Here is a 21,797-nt window from a genome sequence, read left to right on the forward strand (position 1 = left end):
ATTTTAGGTGGCCCCCGCCAGCCGAGCCTGACTTCGCCCCGGCCGTGCCGGGCTCAATGGATTCAGTGCCCGCGCGCGGTGGTGGGCAGGCGGATGACGAAGCTCGCGCCGCCGCCCGGGCGGTCTTCGCAGCGCACCGTGCCGCCGTGCCGCTCGGCGATCGACTTCACCAGCGACAGCCCCAGCCCGACCCCGCCGTTGCGCTCGCTGGCGCCGGGCAGCCGGTAGAAGGGCTCGAAGATGCGTTCGCGCAGCGCGGCCGGCACGCCCGGGCCGCGGTCGTTGACGCGCACCGTGGCAAAGCCGTCGGCGCTGCCCAGTTCCACCGAGATTTCGCCCGCGCCGTAGCGGCGGGCGTTTTCCAGCAGGTTGCGGATGGCGCGGCGCAGCAGGCGCGACACGCCCGGCACCGTGAGGTTCGCGTTGTCGGTGCCTTCGGCCAGGTCGAGCTCGGCATTCACCTGCGCGCATTCCTCGGCCGCCAGGCCGGTCAGGTCCACGGGCTCGATGGTGCCCATGTCGGCCTCGCTGGCGTCGAGCCGGCTGGCCAGCAGGATCTCGTCGATGAGCTGGTCGAGCTCGCCGATGTTGCGCGAGATTTCCTCGCGCGCCGTGGCGCTCGGGCGCTCGCCCATCAGCTCCAGGCCCATGCGGATGCGGGTGAGCGGCGAACGCAGCTCGTGCGAGGCGTTGGCCAGCAGCGACTTGTGCGAACGCACCAGCTGTTCGATGCGCTCGGCCGACGCGTTGAATCGTTTGGAGAGATCAGCCACTTCGTCCTGCCCTTCTTCGGTCACACGCACCGAGAGATCGCCCTCGCCCCACCGCTGCACGCCGCGCTGCAGCGATTCCAGCCGCTGCGTGATGCGCCGCACGATCGGGTAGACGCCCAGCGCCACCGCCACCCCCACCAGCGCGATCATCCAGCCCAGCCCGAAGGGCGTGCGCCACGGCGCGAAACCGGATGCGCCCGTCGGCCGCTCGCGCGGCGCCACGCGCAGCGTGATGTCCTTGCCGTCGCTGAGCGTCACGTCGAACTCCAGCCCCTGGCCCGGCACGCGCAGCGCGGTGCCGGTGCCGATCTTCCGGTCCTGCGCGTCGAGCACGATCACCTCGCGCGGCACGGGGGCCAGCCGTTCGCGCTCGGCCTGTGCCGCTTCGCGCACGATCCAGTTGGCCATCAGCGTGAGGATGACGACGCCGCCCACCACCGCGAGCCATATGCGCACGTAGAGGTGGCGGGAATAAAGGCTGCGCAGCATCTATTGCCGCTCAGTCTTGCTGTTTCGCGAAAACGTAGCCCACGCCGCGCACCGTCAGGATGCGCTTCGGGTTCTTGGCATCGACCTCGATGGCCGCGCGGATGCGGCCCATGTGCACGTCGATGGAGCGGTCGAAGGCTTCCAGTTCGCGGCCGCGCACGGCTTCCATGATCTGGTCGCGCGTGAGCACGCGGCCCGCGCGCTCGGCCATGGCCACCAGCAGGTCGAACTGGTACGAGGTGAGGTCGGCCAGCGCGCCGGCCACCGACACGGTGCGCGCGTTGCGGTCGATTTCCAGCGTGCCGAAGCGCATCACGGTGGACACCTCGGCCTCGGTGGCGTTCTCGCTGCGCCGGCGCAGCACCGCGCGGATGCGCGCCAGCAGCTCGCGCGGCTCGAAGGGCTTGGGCAGGTAGTCGTCGGCGCCGATCTCCAGGCCGATGATGCGGTCCATGGGGTCGCCCTTGGCCGTCAGCATCAGTACCGACACCTTGGAGATGGGCCCGGGCAGCGCGCGGATGCGGCGGCAGACCTCCAGGCCGTCGGTGTCGGGCAGCATCAGGTCGAGGATCACGAGGTCGGGCGCGTGCTGCTGCAACTGCTCCAGGCCCGTGGCGCCGTCGCCTGCGTGGTTGAAGCCGAAACCCGACTGCGTCAGGTATTCGCCCACCATGTGTGCCAGGCGGGTGTCGTCTTCGATCATCAGGAGTTGGGGGGTGCTCATGCGCTTCATGGTCGTCCACGGGCGGCAAGCAGGCTTGAACGCTCCGTAAAGTTGGGTAAACCTCAGCCGGCGGCGTCAACCGTATCGGCTTCGAAAAGCATGGCGCCGGCGTCGGCGCTCACGGGAGGGAGGCCGAGGTTCTCCTCCAGCAGCGCGGGCAGGGCGCCGGCGTCCACGCCGGGGTCGGTGGCGCGCGCGCGCGCCAGCACCTCGCCGGCCAGCTGCCGCAGCTGCGCGGTCGAGGCGCGGATGCGCGCGCGGAAGGCGGCGTCGTCCAGCGTGTCGCGCAGGCTGCGGTTGAGCTCGGCGAACCACGGCATCGCGGCCTGGTCGAGCATCACGGCCGGGTTGGCGCGCCGGCTGCTTGCCGACCAGCGGCGCATCAGCGCCTGCACCTCGAGGTTCAGCCGCTGGCAATGCTGCAGCTCGGCTTTCAGGCTGCCCAGCGCGTGCAGGTCGGTCAGGCGGTGCTGGAAGAAGATCTGCGACAGCACGCCCCAGTAGTAGGCGTAGTCCCAGATCACCTTCACCGGCAGCACCTCGGGGTCGCCGAACAGCGGGTACTGGTCCTGGTAGAGCGCCAGCGTGCTTTCGTAGAACGAGTGGTAGAGCTGGTCGTACAGCTGCGCGCGCTTGTCGATCGGGCGGCCCGCGCGGTCCTGTGCGATCAGGTCGGTGATATAGGTGTTGCCGATGGCGATGAAGTCGCTGCCCGGCGAATAGAACGGGTCGAGGAACAGCCCCGCCTCGCCGGTCATCGCCCAGCGCTGGCGCCCCGAGAACACCTGCTTGCAGCCGTGCGAGAAGTGCTTGAGGAAGGCGAAGTCCTGCAGCAGGTGGCGCTTGCCGTCCAGCGCCTCGAACAGCCGCGGCTGGTAGGTGGCGAACCACGCCATCGCCTTGTCGAAGGTGTCGATGGTGTCCAGCGGGTGCAGCTTCGGGTCGGCCACGATGCCCACCGAGTGCGAGCCCGAGGCCAGCGGAATCAGCCAGGCCCAGTATCCCGCGCCCACCAGGTGGTTGGTCGACAGCCAGCGCGCCTGCGGGTCGCAGCGCGTGCGCCAGGCTTCGTCGTCGCTCCATTCGTCGATGGCGATGCGCTCGCCGATGCGAAACCACACCGCGTTGACGTCGTGCGCGTTCGACTCGGCCAGGCCCAGCTTGCGCTTGAGCATGCCGGCGCGCCCGCAGGCGTCGATCACCCAGCGGGCCTGCGCGTGGTGCGTGTGCTCGCCGCGGGTCCATTCGATGCGGTGCGGCGTGGCCGGGTCGTCGGCCAGCGTGATGCGCCGCACCAGCGCGCCGTCCACGAATTGCACCCCGCGCCGCACGGCCTCCTCGGCCAGGAAGTTCTCGAAGATGCCGCGGTCGATCTGGTAGCTGGGCACCGACAGGTAGCGGCTCGCGCCGATCTCGGTCACCTTGTCGATGTCGCTGCGGCCCTCGCTGAAGAAGAAGCGAAAGCCGAACTTGCGCAGCTGCTCGGCGTCCATGTGGGCCTTCAGGCCCAGCACCGTGTCGAAGTAGTGCGCGCCGATCTCCACCGACGACTCGCCCACCTTGTGCGCCGCGTGCGGCACCGGGTGCGCGCGGCGCTCCAGCACCAGCACGCGCAGGTCGGCAAAGCGCTGGCGCAGCTGCAGCGCCAGCGTGAGGCCCGCGAGCCCGCCCCCCATGATCACTGCGTCAAAAGTGTCGGGCGCAGTGTCGGTCATGGTCAGCTCCGGTCGATGGGCTGCAGCTGCAGCCGAAGTGAAAGGGTGGGGGACAACGGCAGCGCCACCGGCGCGGGCGTGCCCGCGTCCAGCCGTGCCAGCGATTCGAAGAGGGTCAGCGCGTCGGCCATCGGGTTGATGCCGGCCAGCGATTTCGCCGCGTCCGACTGCGGCGGTGTGGCCTGCGTGGCGCTGCCGTCCAGCGACCACTGCAGCACCGCCACCGTGCGTTCGCTGGGCGCGGGCGCCAGCACCAGCGCCACCGCCAGCAGGCCGCGGCTGTCGGTCACCGAGGTGAGCGCGCCGACGGTGGGTGTGTCGTAGCCCACCAGCAGCACCGGCTCCTGGTCGGCCGCGCATTGCACCGCCGCCTCGAGCAGGCCCGAGGCGAAGCTGTGTTCGAAGGCCGACACCGCGTTGCTCGCCGCCATGCAGCCGGTGCCGATGGTCCAGTAGCCCACGGCCGCGTTGTGCACCGAGTTGTGGAACTTGGTGGGCGACAGCATCTTGGGGTCGGAGGCCAGCGTGCCGCACATGTAGTCGTTGATCGACAGGTCGCCGTGCGCCGAGGTGAACACGCAGGGCACGTCGGCCGCGTTTCGGCCCGCGCCGGCCATGGCGGCGGCGGCCACTTCGAGGGCCAGCGCCACCGTGTCGGGCGCGCGGCGCCGTTCGGCCGGCGCCAGCACCTGCGGCGCGGGGCGCTTGGCGGGCGGGTCGGCCAGCGCGCCTTCGCCGCGGAAAGCGGCGCGCGCGGCATCCCAGCCGGGCAGGGTGGGGGTCCAGAAGGCGGGGCCTTCGATGTACAGGGTCGGCGGCATGGTGGCGGTCGTGCTCGTGCTCATGCTGCCGCCGCCTTGCCGAACACCAGCGAGCAGTTGTTGCCGCCGAAGCCGAAGGAGTTGGACAGCGCGTAGCGCACCTCGCCGTGCGCCGGCTCGAGCTTGATCTGCGGACCGAAGCCCTCGTCCAGCGTGCGCGTGTTGACCGTGCCCGGCTTCAGGCCGCGCTCGATCGCCAGCAGGCTGATGACGGCCTCGACGATGCCCGCCGCGCCCAGCGTGTGGCCCATGAAGCCCTTGGTCGAGCTGGCGTGCGTGCCGGCCGGGAAGCGGCGCGCCACCAGCGCGCCCTCGACCTCGTCGTTCTTCTGGCTCGCGGTGCCGTGCATGTTGATGTAGTCGATGGCCTCGGGCGCGAGGCCGGCGCGCGCCAGCGCCTCGTCGAGCGCGCGCTCGGCGCCCAGGCCCTCGGGGTGGGGGGTGGACATGTGGTGCGCGTCGCTCGCCTCGCCGTAGCCCAGCAGGTGCAGCGGGGACGCATCGGCGCCCGCCTGCACGCGCTCCACCAGCGCGAAGCCCGCGGCCTCGCCCAGGCTGATGCCCTTGCGGCCGGCGTCGAAGGGCCGGCATGGTTCGCTCGACACCAGTTCGAGCGAATTGAAGCCGAACAGCACGCTGCCGCACAGCGTGTCCGCGCCGCCGACCACGGCCGCGTCGGCCAGGCCCAGGCGGATCATCCGCTCGGCCGAGGCGAACACCTTGGCGCTCGAAGAGCAGGCGGTGGAAATGGTCTCGCTCGGGCCGCTGATGCCCAGCACCTCTTGCACGAACAGGGCCATCGAATGCGGCGTGTGCACCGCGCTGCGGCGCTGGTCGGGCGGGAACATGCCTTCGGCGTCGAGCTGGGTGTAGGCCAGCTCGGTCTCGCCGATGCTCGCGGTCGAGGTGCCCAGGATCAGCGCGACGCGCGACGCGCCGTACTTTTCGCGCGCAGCCGCCACCGCCTCGATGAAGCCGTCGGCATGCAGGCCCAGCCAGGCGAGCCGGTTGTTGCGGCAGTCCCAGTGGGCGAGCGATTCGGGCAGGCGGACTTCTTCCAGGCCGTCGACGCGGCCGATCCACGTGGGCAGCGGGTCGTCGCCGAAATCGTTGGCGCGCAGGCCGCTGCGCGACTGCGCCAGCGCGTCAGCGAGCGCTTCCTTGCCGACGCCGACGGCCGAGGTCGCCGTGTAGGCGCTGATTTGAAGAGGGGGGATTCGGGACGGCACGATCTTTTGCGGGCTTGCTGACAACTGGAAACAACCAAGGAAAAAGCGAATGTAAACGTGGAACAGCCTAACAGTAGCAGGCGCCGTGGCGCGTCGGCGGATTCCTATAAGGCCCGGGCCCTATTGACGCTCCGTGGGGCTCGTGATGATCGTGAGCCGCGAGGCCAGCGCCACCAGCACCAGCACCGGCACGCCCAGCAGCGCTGTGGCGACGAAGAAGTTGCTGTAGCCGTAGGCGTCGACGAAGGCACCCGAATAGCCGGCGATGAATTTCGGCAGCAGCAGCATGAGAGAGCTGAACAGCGCGTATTGGGTGGCCGAATAGCTGATGTTGGTGAGACTCGACAGATAGGCGATGAAGGCCGCCGATGCGATGCCGCCGGCCAGGTTGTCGGCCGACACCACCGCGATCAGCGCCGTGGTGTCGTGCCCGCGCGTCGCCAGCCAGGCGTAGAGCAGGTTGCTCGCGGCGCTGAGCACGGCGCCCATCATCAGCACCCGCATCACGCCCAGGCGCATCGACAGCACGCCGCCCACGAAGGCGCCCGCCAGCGTCATGACCACGCCGTAGATCTTGCTGACCGTGGCCACTTCGTCCTTGGTGAAGCCCATGTCCACGTAGAACGGGTTGGCCATGATGCCCATCACCACGTCGCTGATGCGGTAGACGGCGATCAGCGAAAGGATCAGCACCGCGTGCCATTTGTAGCGGCCGATGAAATCGGCAAAGGGCTCGATCAGCGCGCTGCGCAGCCACTCGGCCGCGTTGCGGGCCTTGGGCAGCAGGCGCGGCACCGGCTCGGGCGACAGCAGCACCGTGAACACGCCGATCGCCATCGAAGCCGCCATCACCAGGTAGGCGGTCTTCCAGGCGCCGTCCTGGTAGGCGGCCGCGCCGGTGGCGGCCACGGCGGGCGCCACCTCGGCCCAGGCCGCGACCCACAGCACGCCGGCACCGGCCCAAATCATCGCCAGGCGGTAGCCCGTCTGGTAGGCGGCGGCCATCGCGGCCTGCTTGCGCGGCTCGGCCGATTCGATGCGGAAGGCGTCGAGCGCGATGTCCTGCGTGGCCGAGCCGAAGGCCACCAGCAGCGCGCACCAGATCAGCGGCGTGAGGCCCAGGCGCGGGTCGTTCATTGCCATGCCGACCAGCCCCGTGATGACCAGCCCCTGCGCCAGCAGCAGCCAGCCGCGCCGGCGCCCCAGCAGCGTGGTCAGCGGCGGCAGCGGCAGCCGGTCGACCAGCGGCGCCCAGACCCACTTGAAGCCGTAGGCCAGCCCGACCCAGCTCAGGTAGCCGATGGTGGTGCGGTCGATGCCGGCCTCGCGCAGGCGAAAGCTCAGCGTGCCCAGCACCAGCAGCAGCGGCAGCCCGGCCGAGAAGCCCAGCGCCAGCATGCGCAGCGTGGCGGGCTCCAGGTAGACCTTGAGGGCGTCGCGCCAGGGCGGGGAAGGGGGGGTGGGGGTTTCGGCAGGCGAGGCGGACATGTGCCCGGATTGTCCATGAGCGGCGCAGGCCCTCGGGCGGCCCCTTTGTCTTCATTTGTTCCTATGATCCGGCCCCTATGTGCATACGATGCGAGCGCTCTTCCTCCGGCACCGCCGCCGTCTCCGCCCTTCCTTCCGCGGCGTCGCCCTGGAATCCCCGGCGCGCCTTCCTGCTGGCCGCCGCCGGCGCGGCGCTGGGCGGCCCGGCGCTGGCGCAGGTCGACGTGGGCAAGGCATCGGTGGCGCGCAACCTCGTGCCCGCCGACAAGATCGAGGCGGCCGGGGTGCAGCAATACGGCCAGCTGCTCGAACAGGCCCGCGCCAAGGGCGCGCTCGCCGGCGACAACGACCCGCAGCTGCAGCGCCTGCGCGCCATCGCGACCCGCCTCATTCCGTTTGCCACGCCGTGGAACTCGCGCGCCCGCAGCTGGAAGTGGGAGGTCAGCCTGATCGGCAGCAAGCAGATCAACGCCTTCTGCATGCCCGGCGGCAAGATCGCCTTCTTCACCGGCATCCTCGACCAGCTCAAGCTCACGGACGACGATGTCGCGATGGTCATGGGCCACGAAATGGCTCACGCGCTGCGCGAACACGCGCGCGCCCGCATGGCCAAGAGCGCGGGCACCGGCGCGGTGCTCTCGCTGGGTGCGCAGATGCTCGGCTGGGGCCAGGTGGGCGACCTGGCGGCGCGCGCGGGCACGCAGCTCATCACCCTCAAGTTCAGCCGCAGCGACGAGACCGAGGCCGACCTCGTGGGGCTGGAACTCGCGGCGCGCGCGGGCTACGACCCGAAGGCTTCGGTGTCGCTGTGGCAGAAGATGGCCGCGGCGTCGAAGAACCAGGGGAGCCTGAACTTCCTTTCCACGCACCCGAGCGGGCCGGACCGCATCACGAAGCTGGAAGCCAACCTGCCCAAGGTCGAGAAGCTCTACCGCGACGCAAGGAAATAGCTCACCCCCAGGCTTCGCGCACTTCGTGTCGCTGCGCCAACCCCCTTGCAGGGGGGCAACACCTGCGGCCCGGCGAAGCCGGTTCCGCGGTGTTTCACGACATGACACCCAACGGCTGATACCTATCGAGCGGGCTGCGCGACCTCGGCAGCCGCTGGCACGCCGTTTGCATCTCAACTTGTACACATGTTTGGATGCCTAATGATGGTGCATGAAGAAAACCGGGAAAGCGGGTCGCCCGACGCCGCCTGGATCGCGAAATTCGCCGCGCCCTTGGCGGATGCGGCGGCCGGCAAGGCCCTGGACTTCGCCCTGCCGCTCGCCGGACTGCGCTTCGCGGTCAAGGACAACATCGACGTGGCCGCCGTGCCCACCACGGCGGCCTGCCCGGCCTTCGACCGGCTCCCCACGGTCCACGCGGCCGTGGTGCAGCGCCTGCTCGAAGCCGGTGCATCGCTGGCCGGCAAGACCAACCTCGACCAGTTCGCCTGCGGCCTGAACGGCACGCGCTCGCCGTACGGCGAGGTGCCCAACGCCTTCGACGCACGGTACGTTTCGGGCGGCTCCAGCTCGGGTTCGGCCTATGTGGTGGCAACCGGCGAGGTCGACTTCGCGCTGGGCACCGACACCGCGGGCTCGGGCCGCGTGCCGGCCGGGCTCAACAACATCGTCGGCCTCAAGCCTTCGCGCGGCCTGCTGAGCACCTTCGGCGTGGTGCCCGCGGCGCAGAGCGCCGACTGCGTCTCCATCTTCGCGCGCACCGTCGCCACGGCGGTCGACGTGCTGCTGGCCGCCGCGGGCCACGACGCCCGCGACCCGTACTCCCGCGACATCGCCCTGAGCCGCAAGCCGCTGCCCGCGCATTTCCGCTTCGGCGTGCCCGACAGGCTGAGCTTCTTCGGCGACACCGCCGCCGAACGGGCGTTCAACGAGGCGACCGCGCGGCTGCTGGCCATGGGCGGCTCGCCCGTCACCATTTCCTATGCCCCGCTCGCCGAGGCCGCCGCGCTGCTCTATGAAAGCGCGCTGGTCGCCGAGCGCTACGCCGCGGTGCGCGAGTTCTTCGATGCGCACGGCGACGAGGTGATCGAGCCCGTGCGCGGCATCCTCGCGAGCGGGCGCAACTACGGCGCCGCCGACGTGTTCGAGGCCCAGGCACGGCTGCGCGCCATCGCGCAGCAGGTCGAGCCGATGTGGCGCGACATCGACGTGCTGCTCGTGCCCACCGCGCCCACGCACTACACCCGCGAGCAGATGCGCGCCGACCCGGTGGCGCTCAACCGCAACCTCGGCGCGTACACCAACTTCGTCAACCTGCTCGACTACGCCGCGCTCTCCGTGCCCAGCAGCCTGCGCGCGGACGGCCTGCCCTTCGGCATCACGCTGATCGGCCCCTGCGGCAGCGACCTCGCGCTGGCCGACCTGGGCCAGCGCTACCACCACGCCACCGGGCTCGCGCAAGGCGCGACCGGCGAGCCGCTGCCCGCGCCGCGCGCCATTCCCGGCCTTGCCGCGCCAGGCGCGGACACCCTGTCCATCGCCGTGGTCGGCGCGCATCTCTCGGGCATGCCGCTCAACAGCCAGCTCGCTGAACGTGGAGCCACGCTGCTGCGTGCCACGACGACCTCGCCCTTCTACCGCCTCTACGCGCTGCCGGGCACCGTGCCGCCCAAGCCCGGCCTGCAGCGCGTGGCCGAAGGCGATGCGGGCGGCGCCGCCATCGCGCTCGAAGTGTGGGCCGTGCCCCTGGCGCAGGTCGGCAGCTTTCTCGCCCTCATTCCGCCGCCCCTGGGCCTGGGCAGCGTCCAGCTGGCCGACGGCAGCTGGGTCAAAGGCTTCATCTGCGAGGGCCATGCCCTGGCCGGCGCGCAGGACGTGACCCTCCATGGCGGCTGGCGCGCATACGTCGCGAGCCGCGCCACCCCGAGTTCCAACTGATCAGGAGTTCCGATGAGCAACCAAGAAAAACCTCCCGCGTCGAACCGCGGCAGCCGCCGCCGGCTGCTGCAGGCCGGCGCCGCCGGACTGGCCGTGCTGGCCGCGCCCGCCATCGTGCGTGCGCAGGCTGCGGCAAAGCTGCGCATCGGCTTCTGGCCCGTGGCCGCCGGCCTGCCGTTCTTCGCGGCGGTCGACAAGGGCTACTTCAAGGAAGCCGGCCTCGACGTCGAGCCGCTCAAGTTCGCCGGCGCACAGCAGGTGATGGAAGGCATGCTCGCCGGCCGCTGCGACGGCAGCGCCAACGGCACCGGCTCGGCCAACCTTGCCATCGGCGAGATCGCGCAGCCAGGCCTGTTCAAGATCTTCTGCACCAACCCGAGCAACGCCAAGTACGTGCTCGACGAATTCATCGTCGCCAAGGACAGCCCCATCAAGACCATGGCCGAGCTGGCCGGCAAGAAGGTCGCCTCGGGCCCCGGCATCCAGAACGTCACGCTGTGCAAGACCATGCTGGAGCGCGCGGGTGCCAAGGGCGCGACCGTGAGCGAGCTGCCCATCGGCCAGCACGTGGCCGCGCTGGTCGCGGGCCAGGTCGACGCCTGCTACACGCTGGAGCCCACCGGCACCGTGGGCCGCATGAACGGCACCACGCGCGTCATCGAGGCCGGCGTGGTCGCCAGGTACATCCTCGGCGACCAGATGGCGCCCTGGCACGGCGGCGCAGCCAGCCTGACCACCGAGTTCATCAAGAAGAACCCGGAGATCGCTAAGAAGTACATCGCCGCCTATGCGCGCGGCGTGGACCTGGTGCGCACCAAGCCCGACGAGGCACGCCAGTTCATGAAGGGCTACACCGCCATCGAAGGCAAGCTCACGGCCGAAGTGCCGCTCGCGTCGTACATGCTCTACAACGAGTTCAAGCCCAGCGACGTCGCGTACTTCCAGAAGTTCTACGACCTGTTCACCGAGAAAGGCATCTTCGAGAAGAAGGTGCCGGTGGACGCGCTGCTCTACAAGGCCTGAAGACCATGGCCGACGCAAGCACGACCACGGCCGCGCCGTGGACCCCGCCGGCCGGTGCCGCCGCCACCGCCGCACCGAAGCCGCCGCTGCGCGACCGGCTGCTGCCCTTCATCGGGCCCGTGGTGCTGTTCATCGCGTGGGATCTGGTGGTGCGGCTGGGCTTCATCAAGCCGATATTGCTGCCCACGCCCGCCGACACCATCGCCGCGCTCATCACCGGCCTGGCCGGCGGTCCGCTGCTCACCGACTTCGCCATGACCGTGTGGCGCACCGTGCAGGCCTTCGTCATCGCGGCGGCCATCGGGGTGCCGCTGGGCGTGCTGCTGGGCAGCAACGAGAAGGCGTACCGCAGCGTGGAGTTCCTGATCGACTTCTTCCGCTCCACGCCATCGTCCGCGCTGATTCCGCTGTTCCTGCTGATCTTCGGCGTGAGCGACGTCAACAAGGTGGCCATCGCGGCCTTCGGCGCGCTGCTCATCGTGGTGTTCAACAGCGCCTACGGCGTCATCAACGCACGCAAGCAGCGCGTGATGGCGGCGCGCGTCATGGGCGCCTCGCGCTGGCAGATCTTCAAGGACGTGCTGGTGTGGGAGAGCCTGCAGCCCAGCTTCGTGGGCCTGCGCTCGGCGGTGTCGATGGCGCTGGTGATCGTCATCGTGGCCGAGATGTTCATCGGCTCCGACACGGGGCTGGGCCACCGCATCATCGACGCGCAGCAGGTGCTCAACGTGAAGAGCATGTACGCGGCGATTCTTGCGGCGGGTGCGCTGGGTTACGCGCTCAACATCCTCTTCCTGATTGCAGAACGCCGCATCGTGCACTGGAGCGGAAGATGAAAGTCACGCAGGACATCGTCATCAACGGCCCGGTGTATGCCGACGTGCCCAAGCCGGCCTTCAGGCCCGGCCCGGCCGGCACGCACATCACCATCCGCGGCCTCACCAAGTACTTCGCGGGCTGGCCGCTGTACGAGAACTTCGACCTCGACATTCCCAAGCACGCCATCGTCTCGGTGTTCGGGCCCAACGGCTGCGGCAAGTCCACGCTCATCAACATGATCGCGGGGCTCATCCCCATCGATTCGGGCGAGATCCTGTTCGACGGGAAGCAACGCAAGGACACCAAGATCGGCTACGTGTTCCAGAACTACCGCGAAGCGATGTTCCCGTGGATGCGCACCATCGACAACATTGCCTACCCGCTGAAGCTCGAAGGGCGCAGCAAGGCCGAGGTCGACCGGCGCATGGAGGAACTGGTGGCGTCCTTCGACGTGAAGTTCGACCTCAAGCGCTTTCCGTACGAACTCTCGGGCGGCCAGCAGCAGACCGCGTCGATCATGCGTGCGCTCGCGCCCAACCCGGAGGTGCTGTTCCTCGACGAGCCTTTCTCGGCGCTGGACTTCGAGATGACGCTTTTCATCCGCGAGAAGCTGCAGGAGGTGTTCATGCAGACCGGCACCACCATGCTGCTGGTGTCGCACGACCTCGAAGAGGCGGTGTACCTGGCCGACGAAGTGCTGCTGCTGACCAAGCGGCCCACCCGGGTGGCCGAGATCTTGCGTTATGGCGATGCCCGCCCGCGCACCGTGGAAACGCTGAGCACCGAGAGCTTCGTGGCCATGAAGAAGCTCAGCCTCGACATCTTCCAGCGCGAAGTCCGCCGCTAGGGCATCGACACAAGGAGCCGACCATGACACCCACGCAGATCGAAAGCTACGTCGACGCCGCCGCCGCGGCGCTCGCCTTGCCCCTGTCGCCCGCGCACCGCCCCGGCGTGCTGCGTTATTTCGCGCTCGCGGCCGAGTTCGCCGCGGTGGTGGAGTCGGTGCCGCTGCCCATGTCGGCCGAGCCGGCGGTGCATTTCTCGCCGGTGGAACCCGAGGAGAAGGAAGCATGAGCGCGGCGGATCTGCTCGGGCGCGACGCGACGGCCATGGCCGAAGCGGTGCGCTCCGGCGCCGCGAGCGCCACCGCGCTGGTGCAGGCCAGCCTCGAGCGCGTGGACGCCACCGATGGCCGGGTCAACGCCTTCACCGCCGTGCTGGCCGAGCGCGCGTTGCGCCGCGCGGCGCAGGTCGATGCCTCGCTGGCGTCGACGAACGGCGCGCGCACCCGCGAACTGCCGCTGCTCGGCGTGCCCTTCGCGGTGAAGAACCTGTTCGACATCGCCGGCCTGCCCACGCTCGCTGGCTCGAAGATCGAGCACCAGACCGCGCCCGCACGCGCAGACGCAGCGCTGGTGCGGCGGCTGGAGCGCGCGGGCGCCGTGCTGGTGGGCGCGCTCAACATGGACGAGTACGCCTACGGCTTCACCACCGAGAACAGCCATGAAGGCCCCACGCGCAACCCGCACGACCTCACGCGCATCGCGGGCGGTTCGTCGGGCGGCTCGGGCGCCGCGGTGGCCGCGGGGCAGGTGCCGCTCACGCTGGGCTCCGACACCAACGGTTCGATCCGCGTGCCCGCGTCGCTGTGCGGCGTGTTCGGCCTGAAGCCCACCTTCGGGCGGCTGCCGCGCACCGGGAGCTTCCCGTTCGTGTCCAGCCTGGACCATCTCGGCCCCTTCGCCCGTTCGGCGCGCGACCTGGCGCTGGTCTACGACGCACTGCAGGGACCCGAGGACGCGGGCCACCCGCCCGACCCCGGCTGCGCCCAGCGTGGCGTCGAACCGGTGTCTGGCGTGCTGGCGCAGGGCGCGCGGGGCCTGCGCATCGGCGTGCTCGGCGGCTACTTTCACCAGCGCGCCGGGGCCCAGGCGCTGGCCGCCGTCGATCTGGTCGCCGATGCGCTGGGCTCGGGCGTCTCGCGGGCCAGCGTCGAACTGCCGCTGGTGGAGGCCGGGCGCGCGGCCGCCTTCCTCATCACCAACGCCGAAGGCGCCGCGCTGCACCTGGACGACCTGCGCCGCCGCGCGCACGACTTCGAGCCGCTGTCGCGCGACCGCTTTCTGGCCGGTGCGCTGCTGCCGGCCGCATGGGTGGCGCGCGCGCAGCGCGTGCGCCGGGTGTATGCCGAGGCGGTGGCGCGCCTGTTCGCCCGCTACGACGTCCTGCTGGCACCGGCCACGCCCAGCGCGGCCACGCCGATCGGTGCGGAGACCTTCGAGGTCAACGGCCAGGTGCTGCCGGTGCGGCCCAACATGGGGCTGCTGACCCAGCCCTTCTCATGCATCGGCCTGCCGGTGTGCGCGGTGCCGGTATGGAGCGCGCACGCCAACCTGCCGGATCTTCCCGACCTGCCGATCGGCGTGCAGGTGATCGCCGCGCCCTGGCGCGAAGACCTCGTGCTGCGCGTGGCCGCGGCACTCGAAGCCGCAGGCGTGGCGCATGCGCCCGTCGCCGCACTGAATGTGGAGAAGACACCCGCATGAACGCAAGCGACATCAACCTGCCCGACGTGCTCGCCGAGGTGCAGGCCGCCTTCGCCCGCTACGAGGACGCGCTGGTGAACAACAAGGTCGAGGTGCTCGACGAACTGTTCTGGAACAGCCCGACCACGCTGCGCTACGGCGCCACCGAAAACCTCTACGGCTATGACGAGATCCGGGCGTTTCGCGCGTCGCGCCCCTCGCAGGGCCTTGCGCGCGAACTGCTCGTCACCGTCATCACCTCCTACGGGCGCGACTTCGCCACCGCGAACTGCGAGTTCCGCCGCGAAGGCGCCGAGCGCACCGGCCGCCAGAGCCAGACCTGGATGCGCACGCCCGAGGGCTGGCGCGTGGTTTCGGCCCACGTCAGCCTGCTGGGCTGAGACCCCCAGGCACTTCTTTTTTCCTTCGATCCTTCAACCTGTTTTCCAGCAACGGAGTACGTCATGACCAGCCCTCTCAATCGCCGCGATTCCCTCAAGACCCTGGCCGCGCTGGGCGCCGCCGGATCGCTCGGAAGCTGGAGCGCCCTTGCCGGCGCACAGGCCAAGCCGCTCACCGTCGGCGTGATCTACGTCGGCGCGCGCGACGACTACGGCTACAACCAGGCCCACGCGCAGGCAGCCGCCGAAGTCAAGAAGATGCCCGGCATCAAGGTGGTGGAAGAAGAGAACGTGCCCGAGACCGCCGCCGTGCAGAAGACCATGGCCGGCATGATTTCGCAGGACGGCGCCAAGCTGCTGTTTCCCACGTCGTTCGGCTACTTCGACCCGCACATCCTCGCGGTGGCGCCCAAGAACCCCGACGTGCGCTTCTCGCACTGCGGCGGCCTCTGGACCGAAGGCAAGCACCCGAAGAACGTGGGCAGCTTCTTCGGCTACATCGACGAGTGCCAGTTCCTGAACGGCGTGATCGCCGCGCACATGACCAAGAGCAACAAGATCGCCTTCGTCGCGGCCAAGCCCATTCCGCAGGTGCTGCGCAACATCAACGCCTTCACGCTGGGCGCGCGCTCGGTCAAGCCGAACATCACCTGCAGCGTGATCTTCACGGGCGACTGGTCGATGGCCGTGAAGGAAGCCGAAGCCACCAACAGCCTGGCCGACCAGGGCTGCGACGTTTTCACCATGCACGTGGACGGCCCCAAGGTGGTGGTCGAGACGGCGGCCAAGCGCGGCAAGATGGTCTGCGGCTACCACGCGAGCCAGGCCAAGCTGGCGCCCAATGCGTACCTCACCGGCGCCGAGTGGAACTGGCTCACCGCCTACAAGACCATCATCGACGCCGCCCAGGCCGGCAAGCCGCATCCGAACTTCCTGCGCGGCGGCCTGAAGGAGGGCTACGTGAAGATGTCCGCCTACGGCCCCATGGTGCCCGACGCCGCGAAGAAGCAGGCCGACGACATCAAGGCGAAGATGATCGCGGGCACTTTCGACATCTTCAAGGACGGCATCAAGGACAACAAGGGCGCGGTGGTGGTGCCGGCCGGCAAGGTGCTCAAGCAGACCGACCTGGAGCTCGAGAAGATGAACTACCTCGTCGAAGGCGTCGTCGGAAGCATCGGATGACATCCCCCAGGCTTCGCGCACCGCATGCCGCTTCGCCCACCCCCTTGGCAAGGGGGCGCCGTCAGCGGCCCGGCGAAGCCGGTTGCGCGACGGCCCCGACCTGAAAGCAGACTTCATCATGCGCAGTGTCCTCAAGGAGTTTTCCCTGCCGGTGTTCGCCATCGCGGCGGCGCTGCTGGTGTTCGGCCTGCTGGTGGCCTTCGCGGGCGTCGACCCGGTGGAGGTCTGGGCCACGCTGTTCAAGGGCGCGTTCGGCGACTGGTTCTCGTGGCAGAACACGCTGCAGCGCGCCGCCCCGCTGATGCTCACCGCGCTGTGCGTGGCGCTGCCCGCGCGCGCGGGGCTCATCATCATCGGCGGCGAAGGCGCGCTGGTGCTGGGCGGGCTGGCCTGCGCGGCGCTGGCGCATGCGGTGCCTCTGCCCGCCAATGCCGCCGGCACCGTGATCGTGTGCATCGCGGGCGCCGTCGCCGGTGCGGTGTGGATTGTTCTCGCGGGCTGGCTGCGGCAGTTTCGCGGCATCAACGAGACCATCAGCAGCCTGCTGCTGGCCTACATCGCCATCGGCATCTTCAAGCACCTGGTCGAAGGGCCCCTGCGCGACCCGGCGAGCCTGAACAAGCCTTCGACCCATGCATTGAACGACGGGCTGCTGATAGGCGGCATCGGCGGTTCCGACGTGCACTGGGGCCTGGTGATCGGCGTCGTGGCCTGCCTGGGGCTCGGCTGGTGGCTGCGCGCCACGGCCTCGGGCTTCTCGGTGCGCGTGGTGGGCGGCAACCCGCGCACCGCGCAACTGGTGGGGCTGCCGGCCACGCGGCTCATTCTTTCGGCCTGCGGCCTCGGCGGTGCTTGCGCGGGGCTCGCGGGCGCGGTCGAGGTGGCGGCGGTGCACACCAACGCCAACGCCTCGCTGATCGCCGGTTATGGCTACGCGGGCATCCTGGTGTCGTTCATCGCGCGGCACAACCCGGTGGCCATCGTGCCGGTGGCGATCCTGTTCGGCGGCTTCGGCGCTGCGGGCAGCCTGCTGCAGCGGCGCCTCGGCCTGCCCGATGCATCGGTGCTGGTGCTGCAGGGCATCGCCTTCGTGCTGATCCTCGCGAGCGAGGGCCTGCGCACCGTCAACTGGAAGAAGTTCGGCGACCGCATGCTGCCCGAAGCGAAGCAATACGACAGGAGCCACATCGCATGACTGCCGACCAATGGATCGCGCTGGTGGCCGGCATCGTCGGCGGCGCGCTGCGCGTGGGTGCCCCGTTCCTGTTCGTGAGCCTGGGCGAGTGCCTCACCGAGAAATCCGGCCGCATCAACCTCGGGCTCGAAGGCGTGCTGGTGCTGTCGGCCATGGCGGCCTTCGGCGGTGCGTACCTCACCGATTCGGCCTGGCTCGGCGTGCTGGTCGGCGCGATGGCCGGCGCGGCGCTCGCATTGCTGCATGGCCTGCTGTGCTCGCTCGACCGCGTGAACGACGTGGCCACCGGCATCGCGCTGATGCTGCTCGGCACCGGGCTCGCGTTCTATCTGGGCAAGCCGCTCATCCAGCCGCAGGCACCGCAGATTCCCGCGATTCCGCTGGGCTTCTGGAGCGACAACACGGTGGTGCGCTCGGCGCTGCAGCTCAATGCGCTGGTGCCCATCGGCGTGGCGCTCGCGGTGCTGCTGTGGTGGGGCTTCGCGCGCACGCGCGCCGGCCTGCTGGTGCGCATGGCGGGCGATTCGGCACAGGCCACGCGCGCGCTCGGCTACTCGGTCTCGGGCCTGCGCATCGCGGCCACCACGGCGGGCGGCTTCATCGCGGGGCTCGGCGGTGCGTCGCTCACGCTTTTCTATCCGGGCAGCTGGAACGAAGGCATCTCCAGCGGGCAGGGCCTGATCGCGGTGGCGCTCGTGATCTTCGCGCGCTGGAGCCCGCTGCGCTGCGTAGGCGCGGCGCTGCTCTTCGGCGGCGCGGGCGCCATCGGGCCGGCGCTTCAATCCATCGGCATCGGCTGGGGCTACCACCTCTTCAACACCGTGCCCTATGTGCTCACGCTGGTGATCCTGGTGTTCACCTGCAAGCCGGGCAGCGCGGCCGTCGGCAGCCCCGGCGAACTCTCTTCCGCAAGGAGCTGAATTTCATGAGCGGTCTCGGAGGCCTCAACAAATCGGCGCACGGCGTCGTCGTCGGTCTGGTGCAGCTGCAACTGCCGAGCGTGAAGACGCCGGCCGAACTCGCCGCACAGACGCAGCGCATCTGCGAGATGGTGGGCAAGGCCCGCCGCAACCAGTCGACCATGGACCTCGTGGTGTTCCCGGAGTACGCGCTGCACGGGCTCTCGATGGACACCAACCCCGAGATCATGTGCACGCTCGACGGCCCCGAGGTGGCGGCCTTCAAACAGGCCTGCGTCGAACACCGCATCTGGGGCTGCTTCTCCATCATGGAGGCCAACCCCGGCGGCAACCCGTACAACAGCGGGCTCATCATCGACGACCACGGCGAGATCAGGCTCTACTACCGCAAGCTGCACCCGTGGGTGCCGGTCGAACCCTGGGAGCCCGGCAACCTGGGCATTCCGGTGTGCGACGGACCCAACGGCAGCAAGCTGTCGCTCATCATCTGCCACGACGGCATGTTCCCCGAGATGGCGCGCGAGGCCGCGTACAAGGGCGCGGACATCATCCTGCGCACGGCCGGCTACACCGCGCCCATCCGCCATGCGTGGAAGATCACCAACCAGGCCAACGCTTTCTGCAACCTCGCCTACACCGCGAGCGTGTGCCTGTGCGGCAGCGACGGCAGCTTCGACTCGATGGGCGAGGGCATGTTCTGCAACTTCGACGGCACGGTGCTGGTAGAGGGCGGTGGCCGCGTGGACGAGATCATCACCGCCGAGCTGCGCCCCGACCTCGTGCGCGAGGCCCGCACCGGCTGGGGCGTGGAGAACAACATCTACCAGCTCTATCACCGCGGGTACGTTGCGGTGAAGGGCGGCGCGCAGGACTGCCCCTATACCTACATGCACGACATGGCCGCCGGCACCTACAGGCTGCCGTGGAGCGCCGAGGTGAAGGTGACCGACGGCACGAGTTGCGGCTTCGCGCCGCCGCAGCGCAACTACGCAGGATGACGACCATGACCGCCACCATCGCAAACACCACCGAACGCCACGTGGCCGCCGAGCCTTATGCCTGGCCCTACAACGGCGCGCTGCGGCCCGACAACACCGCGCTCATTGTCATCGACATGCAGACCGACTTCTGCGGCAAGGGCGGGTATGTCGACGTGATGGGCTACGACCTGTCGCTGGTGCAGGCGCCGATCGAGCCGATCGCGCGCACGCTGGCGGCGCTGCGGCCGCTGGGCTATCACATCATCCACACGCGCGAAGGGCACCGGCCCGACCTCGGCGACCTGCCGGCCAACAAGCGCTGGCGTTCGCGGCAGATCGGCGCGAACGGCGTGGGCATCGGCGACGACGGGCCGTGCGGGCGCATCCTGGTGCGCGGCGAGCCGGGCTGGGAGATCATTCCCGAGCTGGCGCCGCTGCCGGGCGAGGTGGTGATCGACAAGCCGGGCAAGGGCTCGTTCTATGCGACGGACCTCGAACTGATCCTGCGTACGCGCGGCATCGAGAACATCATCCTCGCGGGCATCACCACCGACGTGTGCGTGCACACGACGATGCGTGACGCCAACGACCGAGGGTTCGAGTGCCTGCTGTTGTCGGACTGCACGGCTGCGACGGACTACGGCAATCATCTTGCGGCGCTGAAGATGATCACGATGCAGGGTGGCGTGTTCGGGGCGCATGCGACTTCGCAGGCTTTGCTGGCGGTTGTATGAGTTGCCTTTGTTCCGGGCGCTGCTCACGCCGACGGGGTGCCTTGCTCCGCGAATGTCCCCCGGGGCTTCGCCCCTCCTCCTTTATTTCGCTGCGCAAGGCACCCCGCCAGCGTGAGCATTCAGAGCCGTCGTTGATCGGCCAGCACGAGAGCCGCGCTCGATGTGCACAGGGTGCCGGGTGCTCCCCGCAGCGAAATAAAGGAGGAGCCCGAAGGGCGGGGGACATTCGCGGAGGGGAGTACCCGGTGGCCTGTGCACGCACCCCGAACATGCAAAGACGCGAAGGAAAAAACACATGAGCGCCACATCACCTAACGCAATCGGCGGCCTCCCCGCAGGCAAAGGCGCGCTCGCGCTGGACACCTACGAGCTCACCAAACGCTTCGGCGCCTTCACCGCCATGGACCGCGTGACCATGCGCGTCGAGCCCGGCACCGTGCACGCGCTGCTCGGCGAGAACGGCGCGGGAAAGAGCACCCTGGTGAAGTGCGTGGCCGGCTTCCAGCGCGCGGAGGAGGGCAGCATCCTGATCGACGGACGCGAGCAGGACATCGCCAACCCCATCGTGGCGCGCGCGCTGGGCATCGGCATGGTGTACCAGCACTTCACGCTGGCGCCGGGCATGACGGTGGCAGAAAACCTGCTGCTCGCGGGTGGCAAGACGCCGGCGCTGATCGACTGGAAGACGAAGCGCGCGGAGCTGAAGGAGTTTCTTGCGACCACGCCGTTCAGCCTCGACCTCGATGCGCGTCCGTCCGAGCTTGCGGCCGGCGAGAAGCAGAAGCTCGAACTGCTCAAGCAGCTGTACCTGAAGCCGCGCCTGCTGATCCTCGACGAGCCGACCTCGGTGCTCACGCCGCAGGAGGCCGACGAGGTGCTGGGCCACGTACGCGAGTTCGCGCGCAGCGGGCTGTGCACGGTGCTCATCATCACGCACAAGTTCCGCGAGGTGATGGCGTATGCCGACAGCGTCACCGTGCTGCGGCGGGGCAAGGCGGTGCATCACTGCCGCGTGGCCGACACCAGCCCGGCGCAACTGGCGCAGGCCATGATGGGTGGCGAGCAGGCAACGGCATCGACGCCGATCGCGAGGAAGCCCGTGCCCGCCAATGCGCCGGTTGCATTGAAGGTCGAAGGACTCAAGGCGCAAGGTGATCGCGGCACGCTGGCGCTGCACGACCTGAGCCTGTCCGTGCGCGCGGGAGAGATCCTTGGCGTGGCCGGTGTGTCCGGCAACGGGCAGCGCGAACTTGTGGAGGCCCTCGTCGGCCAGCGTCCGCGCCTTGCGGGCAAGGTCACGGTGATGGGGCAGCCCTACGGTGCGCACCGCGCCGAGAACCGCAAGCTCAAGGTCCGCAGCCTCCCGGAAGAGCCGCTGCGCAACGCCTGTGTCGGCGACCTCAGCGTTGCCGAGAACATGGCGCTGCGTGATTTCGACCAACCGCCTTTGTCGCGCGGCGGCGTGCTGAGCTTTCCGTACTGGCGCAGCCGGGCACGCGAATGGATCGCCGAGTACGGCGTGAAGACCCAGGGCGAGGGCGCGCCGATTCGCAGCCTCTCGGGCGGCAACGTGCAGCGCGCGGTGCTGGCGCGGGAGCTGGCCGGCGACATCAACGTGCTGATCGCCGCGAACCCCGTGTTCGGCCTCGACTTCGCGGCCGTCGCCGAAATCCACTCGCGCATCGTGCAGGTGCGCGAGAAGGGCGGAGCGGTGCTGCTGATCAGCGAAGACCTCGACGAACTGCTCGAACTGGCGGACCGCATCGTCGTGATGAGCGAAGGCCAGATCGTGTTCGAGACGCCGGCTGCCGGAGCCGAACGGCATGTGATCGGGGCGCACATGGGCGGCGGGCACCACGAGCCGTTGAAGACAGCGGCATGAATA

The 21,797-nt window shown here is 69.4% G+C and carries 20 protein-coding genes; 14 read left to right on the forward strand and 6 right to left on the reverse strand.

Annotation, left to right across the window (positions count from 1 at the left end; all coding sequences use genetic code 11):
* Positions 1-62: 62 nt before the first annotated feature.
* The 6 genes from WIX39_RS05825 to WIX39_RS05850 form a co-directional block, all read right to left on the reverse strand.
* Positions 63-1,262, reverse strand: coding sequence for an ATP-binding protein (locus WIX39_RS05825; RefSeq protein WP_409194649.1), 1,200 nt, complete (start codon positions 1,260-1,262; stop codon positions 63-65).
* Positions 1,263-1,272: 10 nt separating this feature from the next.
* Positions 1,273-1,995: a response regulator transcription factor gene (locus WIX39_RS05830; protein WP_081270008.1), complete on the reverse strand. Its 723-nt coding sequence runs from the start codon at positions 1,993-1,995 to the stop codon at positions 1,273-1,275.
* 53 nt (positions 1,996-2,048) lie between these two features.
* Complete coding sequence (locus WIX39_RS05835) at positions 2,049-3,701, reverse strand: NAD(P)/FAD-dependent oxidoreductase (RefSeq protein WP_409194650.1); 1,653 nt, start codon at positions 3,699-3,701, stop codon at positions 2,049-2,051.
* 2 nt (positions 3,702-3,703) lie between these two features.
* On the reverse strand, positions 3,704-4,546 hold the full coding sequence (locus WIX39_RS05840) for a beta-ketoacyl synthase chain length factor (RefSeq protein WP_106936087.1): 843 nt from the start codon (positions 4,544-4,546) through the stop codon (positions 3,704-3,706).
* Positions 4,543-5,751: a beta-ketoacyl-[acyl-carrier-protein] synthase family protein gene (locus tag WIX39_RS05845; protein ID WP_172839858.1), complete on the reverse strand. Its 1,209-nt coding sequence runs from the start codon at positions 5,749-5,751 to the stop codon at positions 4,543-4,545. Before WIX39_RS05845 ends, WIX39_RS05840 begins: the two co-directional genes overlap by 4 nt.
* Positions 5,752-5,871: 120 nt before the next feature.
* Positions 5,872-7,239, reverse strand: coding sequence for an AmpG family muropeptide MFS transporter (locus WIX39_RS05850; protein ID WP_081268405.1), 1,368 nt, complete (start codon positions 7,237-7,239; stop codon positions 5,872-5,874).
* A 77-nt stretch (positions 7,240-7,316) separates the two neighbouring features.
* Here WIX39_RS05850 and WIX39_RS05855 point away from each other — a divergent pair, with 77 nt between their 5' ends.
* The 14 genes from WIX39_RS05855 (at position 7,317) to WIX39_RS05920 (ending at position 21,794) form a co-directional block, all read left to right on the forward strand.
* Positions 7,317-8,189: a M48 family metallopeptidase gene (locus WIX39_RS05855; RefSeq protein WP_409194651.1), complete on the forward strand. Its 873-nt coding sequence runs from the start codon at positions 7,317-7,319 to the stop codon at positions 8,187-8,189.
* A 201-nt stretch (positions 8,190-8,390) separates the two neighbouring features.
* Positions 8,391-10,127 (forward strand): allophanate hydrolase, encoded by a 1,737-nt coding sequence (gene atzF / locus WIX39_RS05860; RefSeq protein ID WP_409196323.1) that lies wholly within the window; start codon positions 8,391-8,393, stop codon positions 10,125-10,127.
* Positions 10,128-10,139: 12 nt separating this feature from the next.
* A complete protein-coding gene (locus WIX39_RS05865) occupies positions 10,140-11,150 on the forward strand; it encodes an ABC transporter substrate-binding protein (protein WP_409194652.1) in 1,011 nt (336 codons plus the stop codon).
* Positions 11,151-11,155: 5 nt separating this feature from the next.
* Positions 11,156-11,986 (forward strand): ABC transporter permease, encoded by an 831-nt coding sequence (locus WIX39_RS05870; protein WP_409194653.1) that lies wholly within the window; start codon positions 11,156-11,158, stop codon positions 11,984-11,986.
* Positions 11,983-12,816, forward strand: coding sequence for an ABC transporter ATP-binding protein (locus tag WIX39_RS05875; protein WP_409194654.1), 834 nt, complete (start codon positions 11,983-11,985; stop codon positions 12,814-12,816). The genes WIX39_RS05870 and WIX39_RS05875 overlap by 4 nt, the downstream gene beginning before the upstream one ends.
* Before the next feature lie 23 nt (positions 12,817-12,839).
* A complete protein-coding gene (locus WIX39_RS05880; RefSeq protein ID WP_081268399.1) occupies positions 12,840-13,046 on the forward strand; it encodes an AtzG-like protein in 207 nt (68 codons plus the stop codon).
* The gene (locus WIX39_RS05885) at positions 13,043-14,518 is read left to right on the forward strand and encodes an AtzE family amidohydrolase (RefSeq protein WP_409194655.1); all 1,476 of its coding nucleotides are present in this window, start codon (positions 13,043-13,045) and stop codon (positions 14,516-14,518) included. Before WIX39_RS05880 ends, WIX39_RS05885 begins: the two co-directional genes overlap by 4 nt.
* On the forward strand, positions 14,515-14,898 hold the full coding sequence (gene hpxZ, locus WIX39_RS05890; RefSeq protein ID WP_409194656.1) for an oxalurate catabolism protein HpxZ: 384 nt from the start codon (positions 14,515-14,517) through the stop codon (positions 14,896-14,898). Before WIX39_RS05885 ends, hpxZ begins: the two co-directional genes overlap by 4 nt.
* Before the next feature lie 63 nt (positions 14,899-14,961).
* A complete protein-coding gene (locus WIX39_RS05895) occupies positions 14,962-16,083 on the forward strand; it encodes a BMP family ABC transporter substrate-binding protein (protein WP_081268396.1) in 1,122 nt (373 codons plus the stop codon).
* Between the two features lie 118 nt (positions 16,084-16,201).
* Entirely contained in the window at positions 16,202-17,278 is a 1,077-nt protein-coding gene (locus WIX39_RS05900) for an ABC transporter permease (protein WP_409194657.1), read from the forward strand.
* Positions 17,275-18,198: an ABC transporter permease gene (locus WIX39_RS05905; protein WP_285411609.1), complete on the forward strand. Its 924-nt coding sequence runs from the start codon at positions 17,275-17,277 to the stop codon at positions 18,196-18,198. The genes WIX39_RS05900 and WIX39_RS05905 overlap by 4 nt, the downstream gene beginning before the upstream one ends.
* Before the next feature lie 5 nt (positions 18,199-18,203).
* Positions 18,204-19,196 carry a formamidase gene (locus tag WIX39_RS05910; RefSeq protein ID WP_081268394.1) on the forward strand — a complete coding sequence of 331 codons (993 nt, stop codon included), beginning with the start codon at positions 18,204-18,206 and terminating at the stop codon, positions 19,194-19,196.
* A gap of 5 nt (positions 19,197-19,201) precedes the next feature.
* On the forward strand, positions 19,202-19,912 hold the full coding sequence (biuH, locus tag WIX39_RS05915) for a biuret amidohydrolase (RefSeq protein ID WP_081268422.1): 711 nt from the start codon (positions 19,202-19,204) through the stop codon (positions 19,910-19,912).
* Positions 19,913-20,207: 295 nt separating this feature from the next.
* Positions 20,208-21,794 carry an ABC transporter ATP-binding protein gene (locus WIX39_RS05920; RefSeq protein ID WP_409194658.1) on the forward strand — a complete coding sequence of 529 codons (1,587 nt, stop codon included), beginning with the start codon at positions 20,208-20,210 and terminating at the stop codon, positions 21,792-21,794.
* Positions 21,795-21,797 lie beyond the last annotated feature (3 nt).

The organism is Variovorax sp. AB1(2024) (assembly GCF_037482385.2).
GTDB lineage: Bacteria > Pseudomonadota > Gammaproteobacteria > Burkholderiales > Burkholderiaceae_C > Variovorax.

Bases quoted from the DNA above. Each gene is read 5' to 3' on its own strand.
- WIX39_RS05825 (WP_409194649.1), bottom strand. From the start codon at position 1,262: ATGCTGCGCAGCCTTTATTCCCGCCACCTCTACGTGCGCATATGGCTC.
- WIX39_RS05830 (WP_081270008.1), bottom strand. From the start codon at position 1,995: ATGAAGCGCATGAGCACCCCCCAACTCCTGATGATCGAAGACGACACC.
- WIX39_RS05835 (WP_409194650.1), bottom strand. From the start codon at position 3,701: ATGACCGACACTGCGCCCGACACTTTTGACGCAGTGATCATGGGGGGC.
- WIX39_RS05840 (WP_106936087.1), bottom strand. From the start codon at position 4,546: ATGAGCACGAGCACGACCGCCACCATGCCGCCGACCCTGTACATCGAA.
- WIX39_RS05850 (WP_081268405.1), bottom strand. From the start codon at position 7,239: ATGTCCGCCTCGCCTGCCGAAACCCCCACCCCCCCTTCCCCGCCCTGG.
- WIX39_RS05855 (WP_409194651.1), top strand. From the start codon at position 7,317: ATGTGCATACGATGCGAGCGCTCTTCCTCCGGCACCGCCGCCGTCTCC.
- atzF (WP_409196323.1), top strand. From the start codon at position 8,391: ATGATGGTGCATGAAGAAAACCGGGAAAGCGGGTCGCCCGACGCCGCC.
- WIX39_RS05865 (WP_409194652.1), top strand. From the start codon at position 10,140: ATGAGCAACCAAGAAAAACCTCCCGCGTCGAACCGCGGCAGCCGCCGC.
- WIX39_RS05870 (WP_409194653.1), top strand. From the start codon at position 11,156: ATGGCCGACGCAAGCACGACCACGGCCGCGCCGTGGACCCCGCCGGCC.
- WIX39_RS05875 (WP_409194654.1), top strand. From the start codon at position 11,983: ATGAAAGTCACGCAGGACATCGTCATCAACGGCCCGGTGTATGCCGAC.
- WIX39_RS05880 (WP_081268399.1), top strand. From the start codon at position 12,840: ATGACACCCACGCAGATCGAAAGCTACGTCGACGCCGCCGCCGCGGCG.
- WIX39_RS05885 (WP_409194655.1), top strand. From the start codon at position 13,043: ATGAGCGCGGCGGATCTGCTCGGGCGCGACGCGACGGCCATGGCCGAA.
- hpxZ (WP_409194656.1), top strand. From the start codon at position 14,515: ATGAACGCAAGCGACATCAACCTGCCCGACGTGCTCGCCGAGGTGCAG.
- WIX39_RS05895 (WP_081268396.1), top strand. From the start codon at position 14,962: ATGACCAGCCCTCTCAATCGCCGCGATTCCCTCAAGACCCTGGCCGCG.
- WIX39_RS05900 (WP_409194657.1), top strand. From the start codon at position 16,202: ATGCGCAGTGTCCTCAAGGAGTTTTCCCTGCCGGTGTTCGCCATCGCG.
- WIX39_RS05905 (WP_285411609.1), top strand. From the start codon at position 17,275: ATGACTGCCGACCAATGGATCGCGCTGGTGGCCGGCATCGTCGGCGGC.
- WIX39_RS05910 (WP_081268394.1), top strand. From the start codon at position 18,204: ATGAGCGGTCTCGGAGGCCTCAACAAATCGGCGCACGGCGTCGTCGTC.
- biuH (WP_081268422.1), top strand. From the start codon at position 19,202: ATGACCGCCACCATCGCAAACACCACCGAACGCCACGTGGCCGCCGAG.
- WIX39_RS05920 (WP_409194658.1), top strand. From the start codon at position 20,208: ATGAGCGCCACATCACCTAACGCAATCGGCGGCCTCCCCGCAGGCAAA.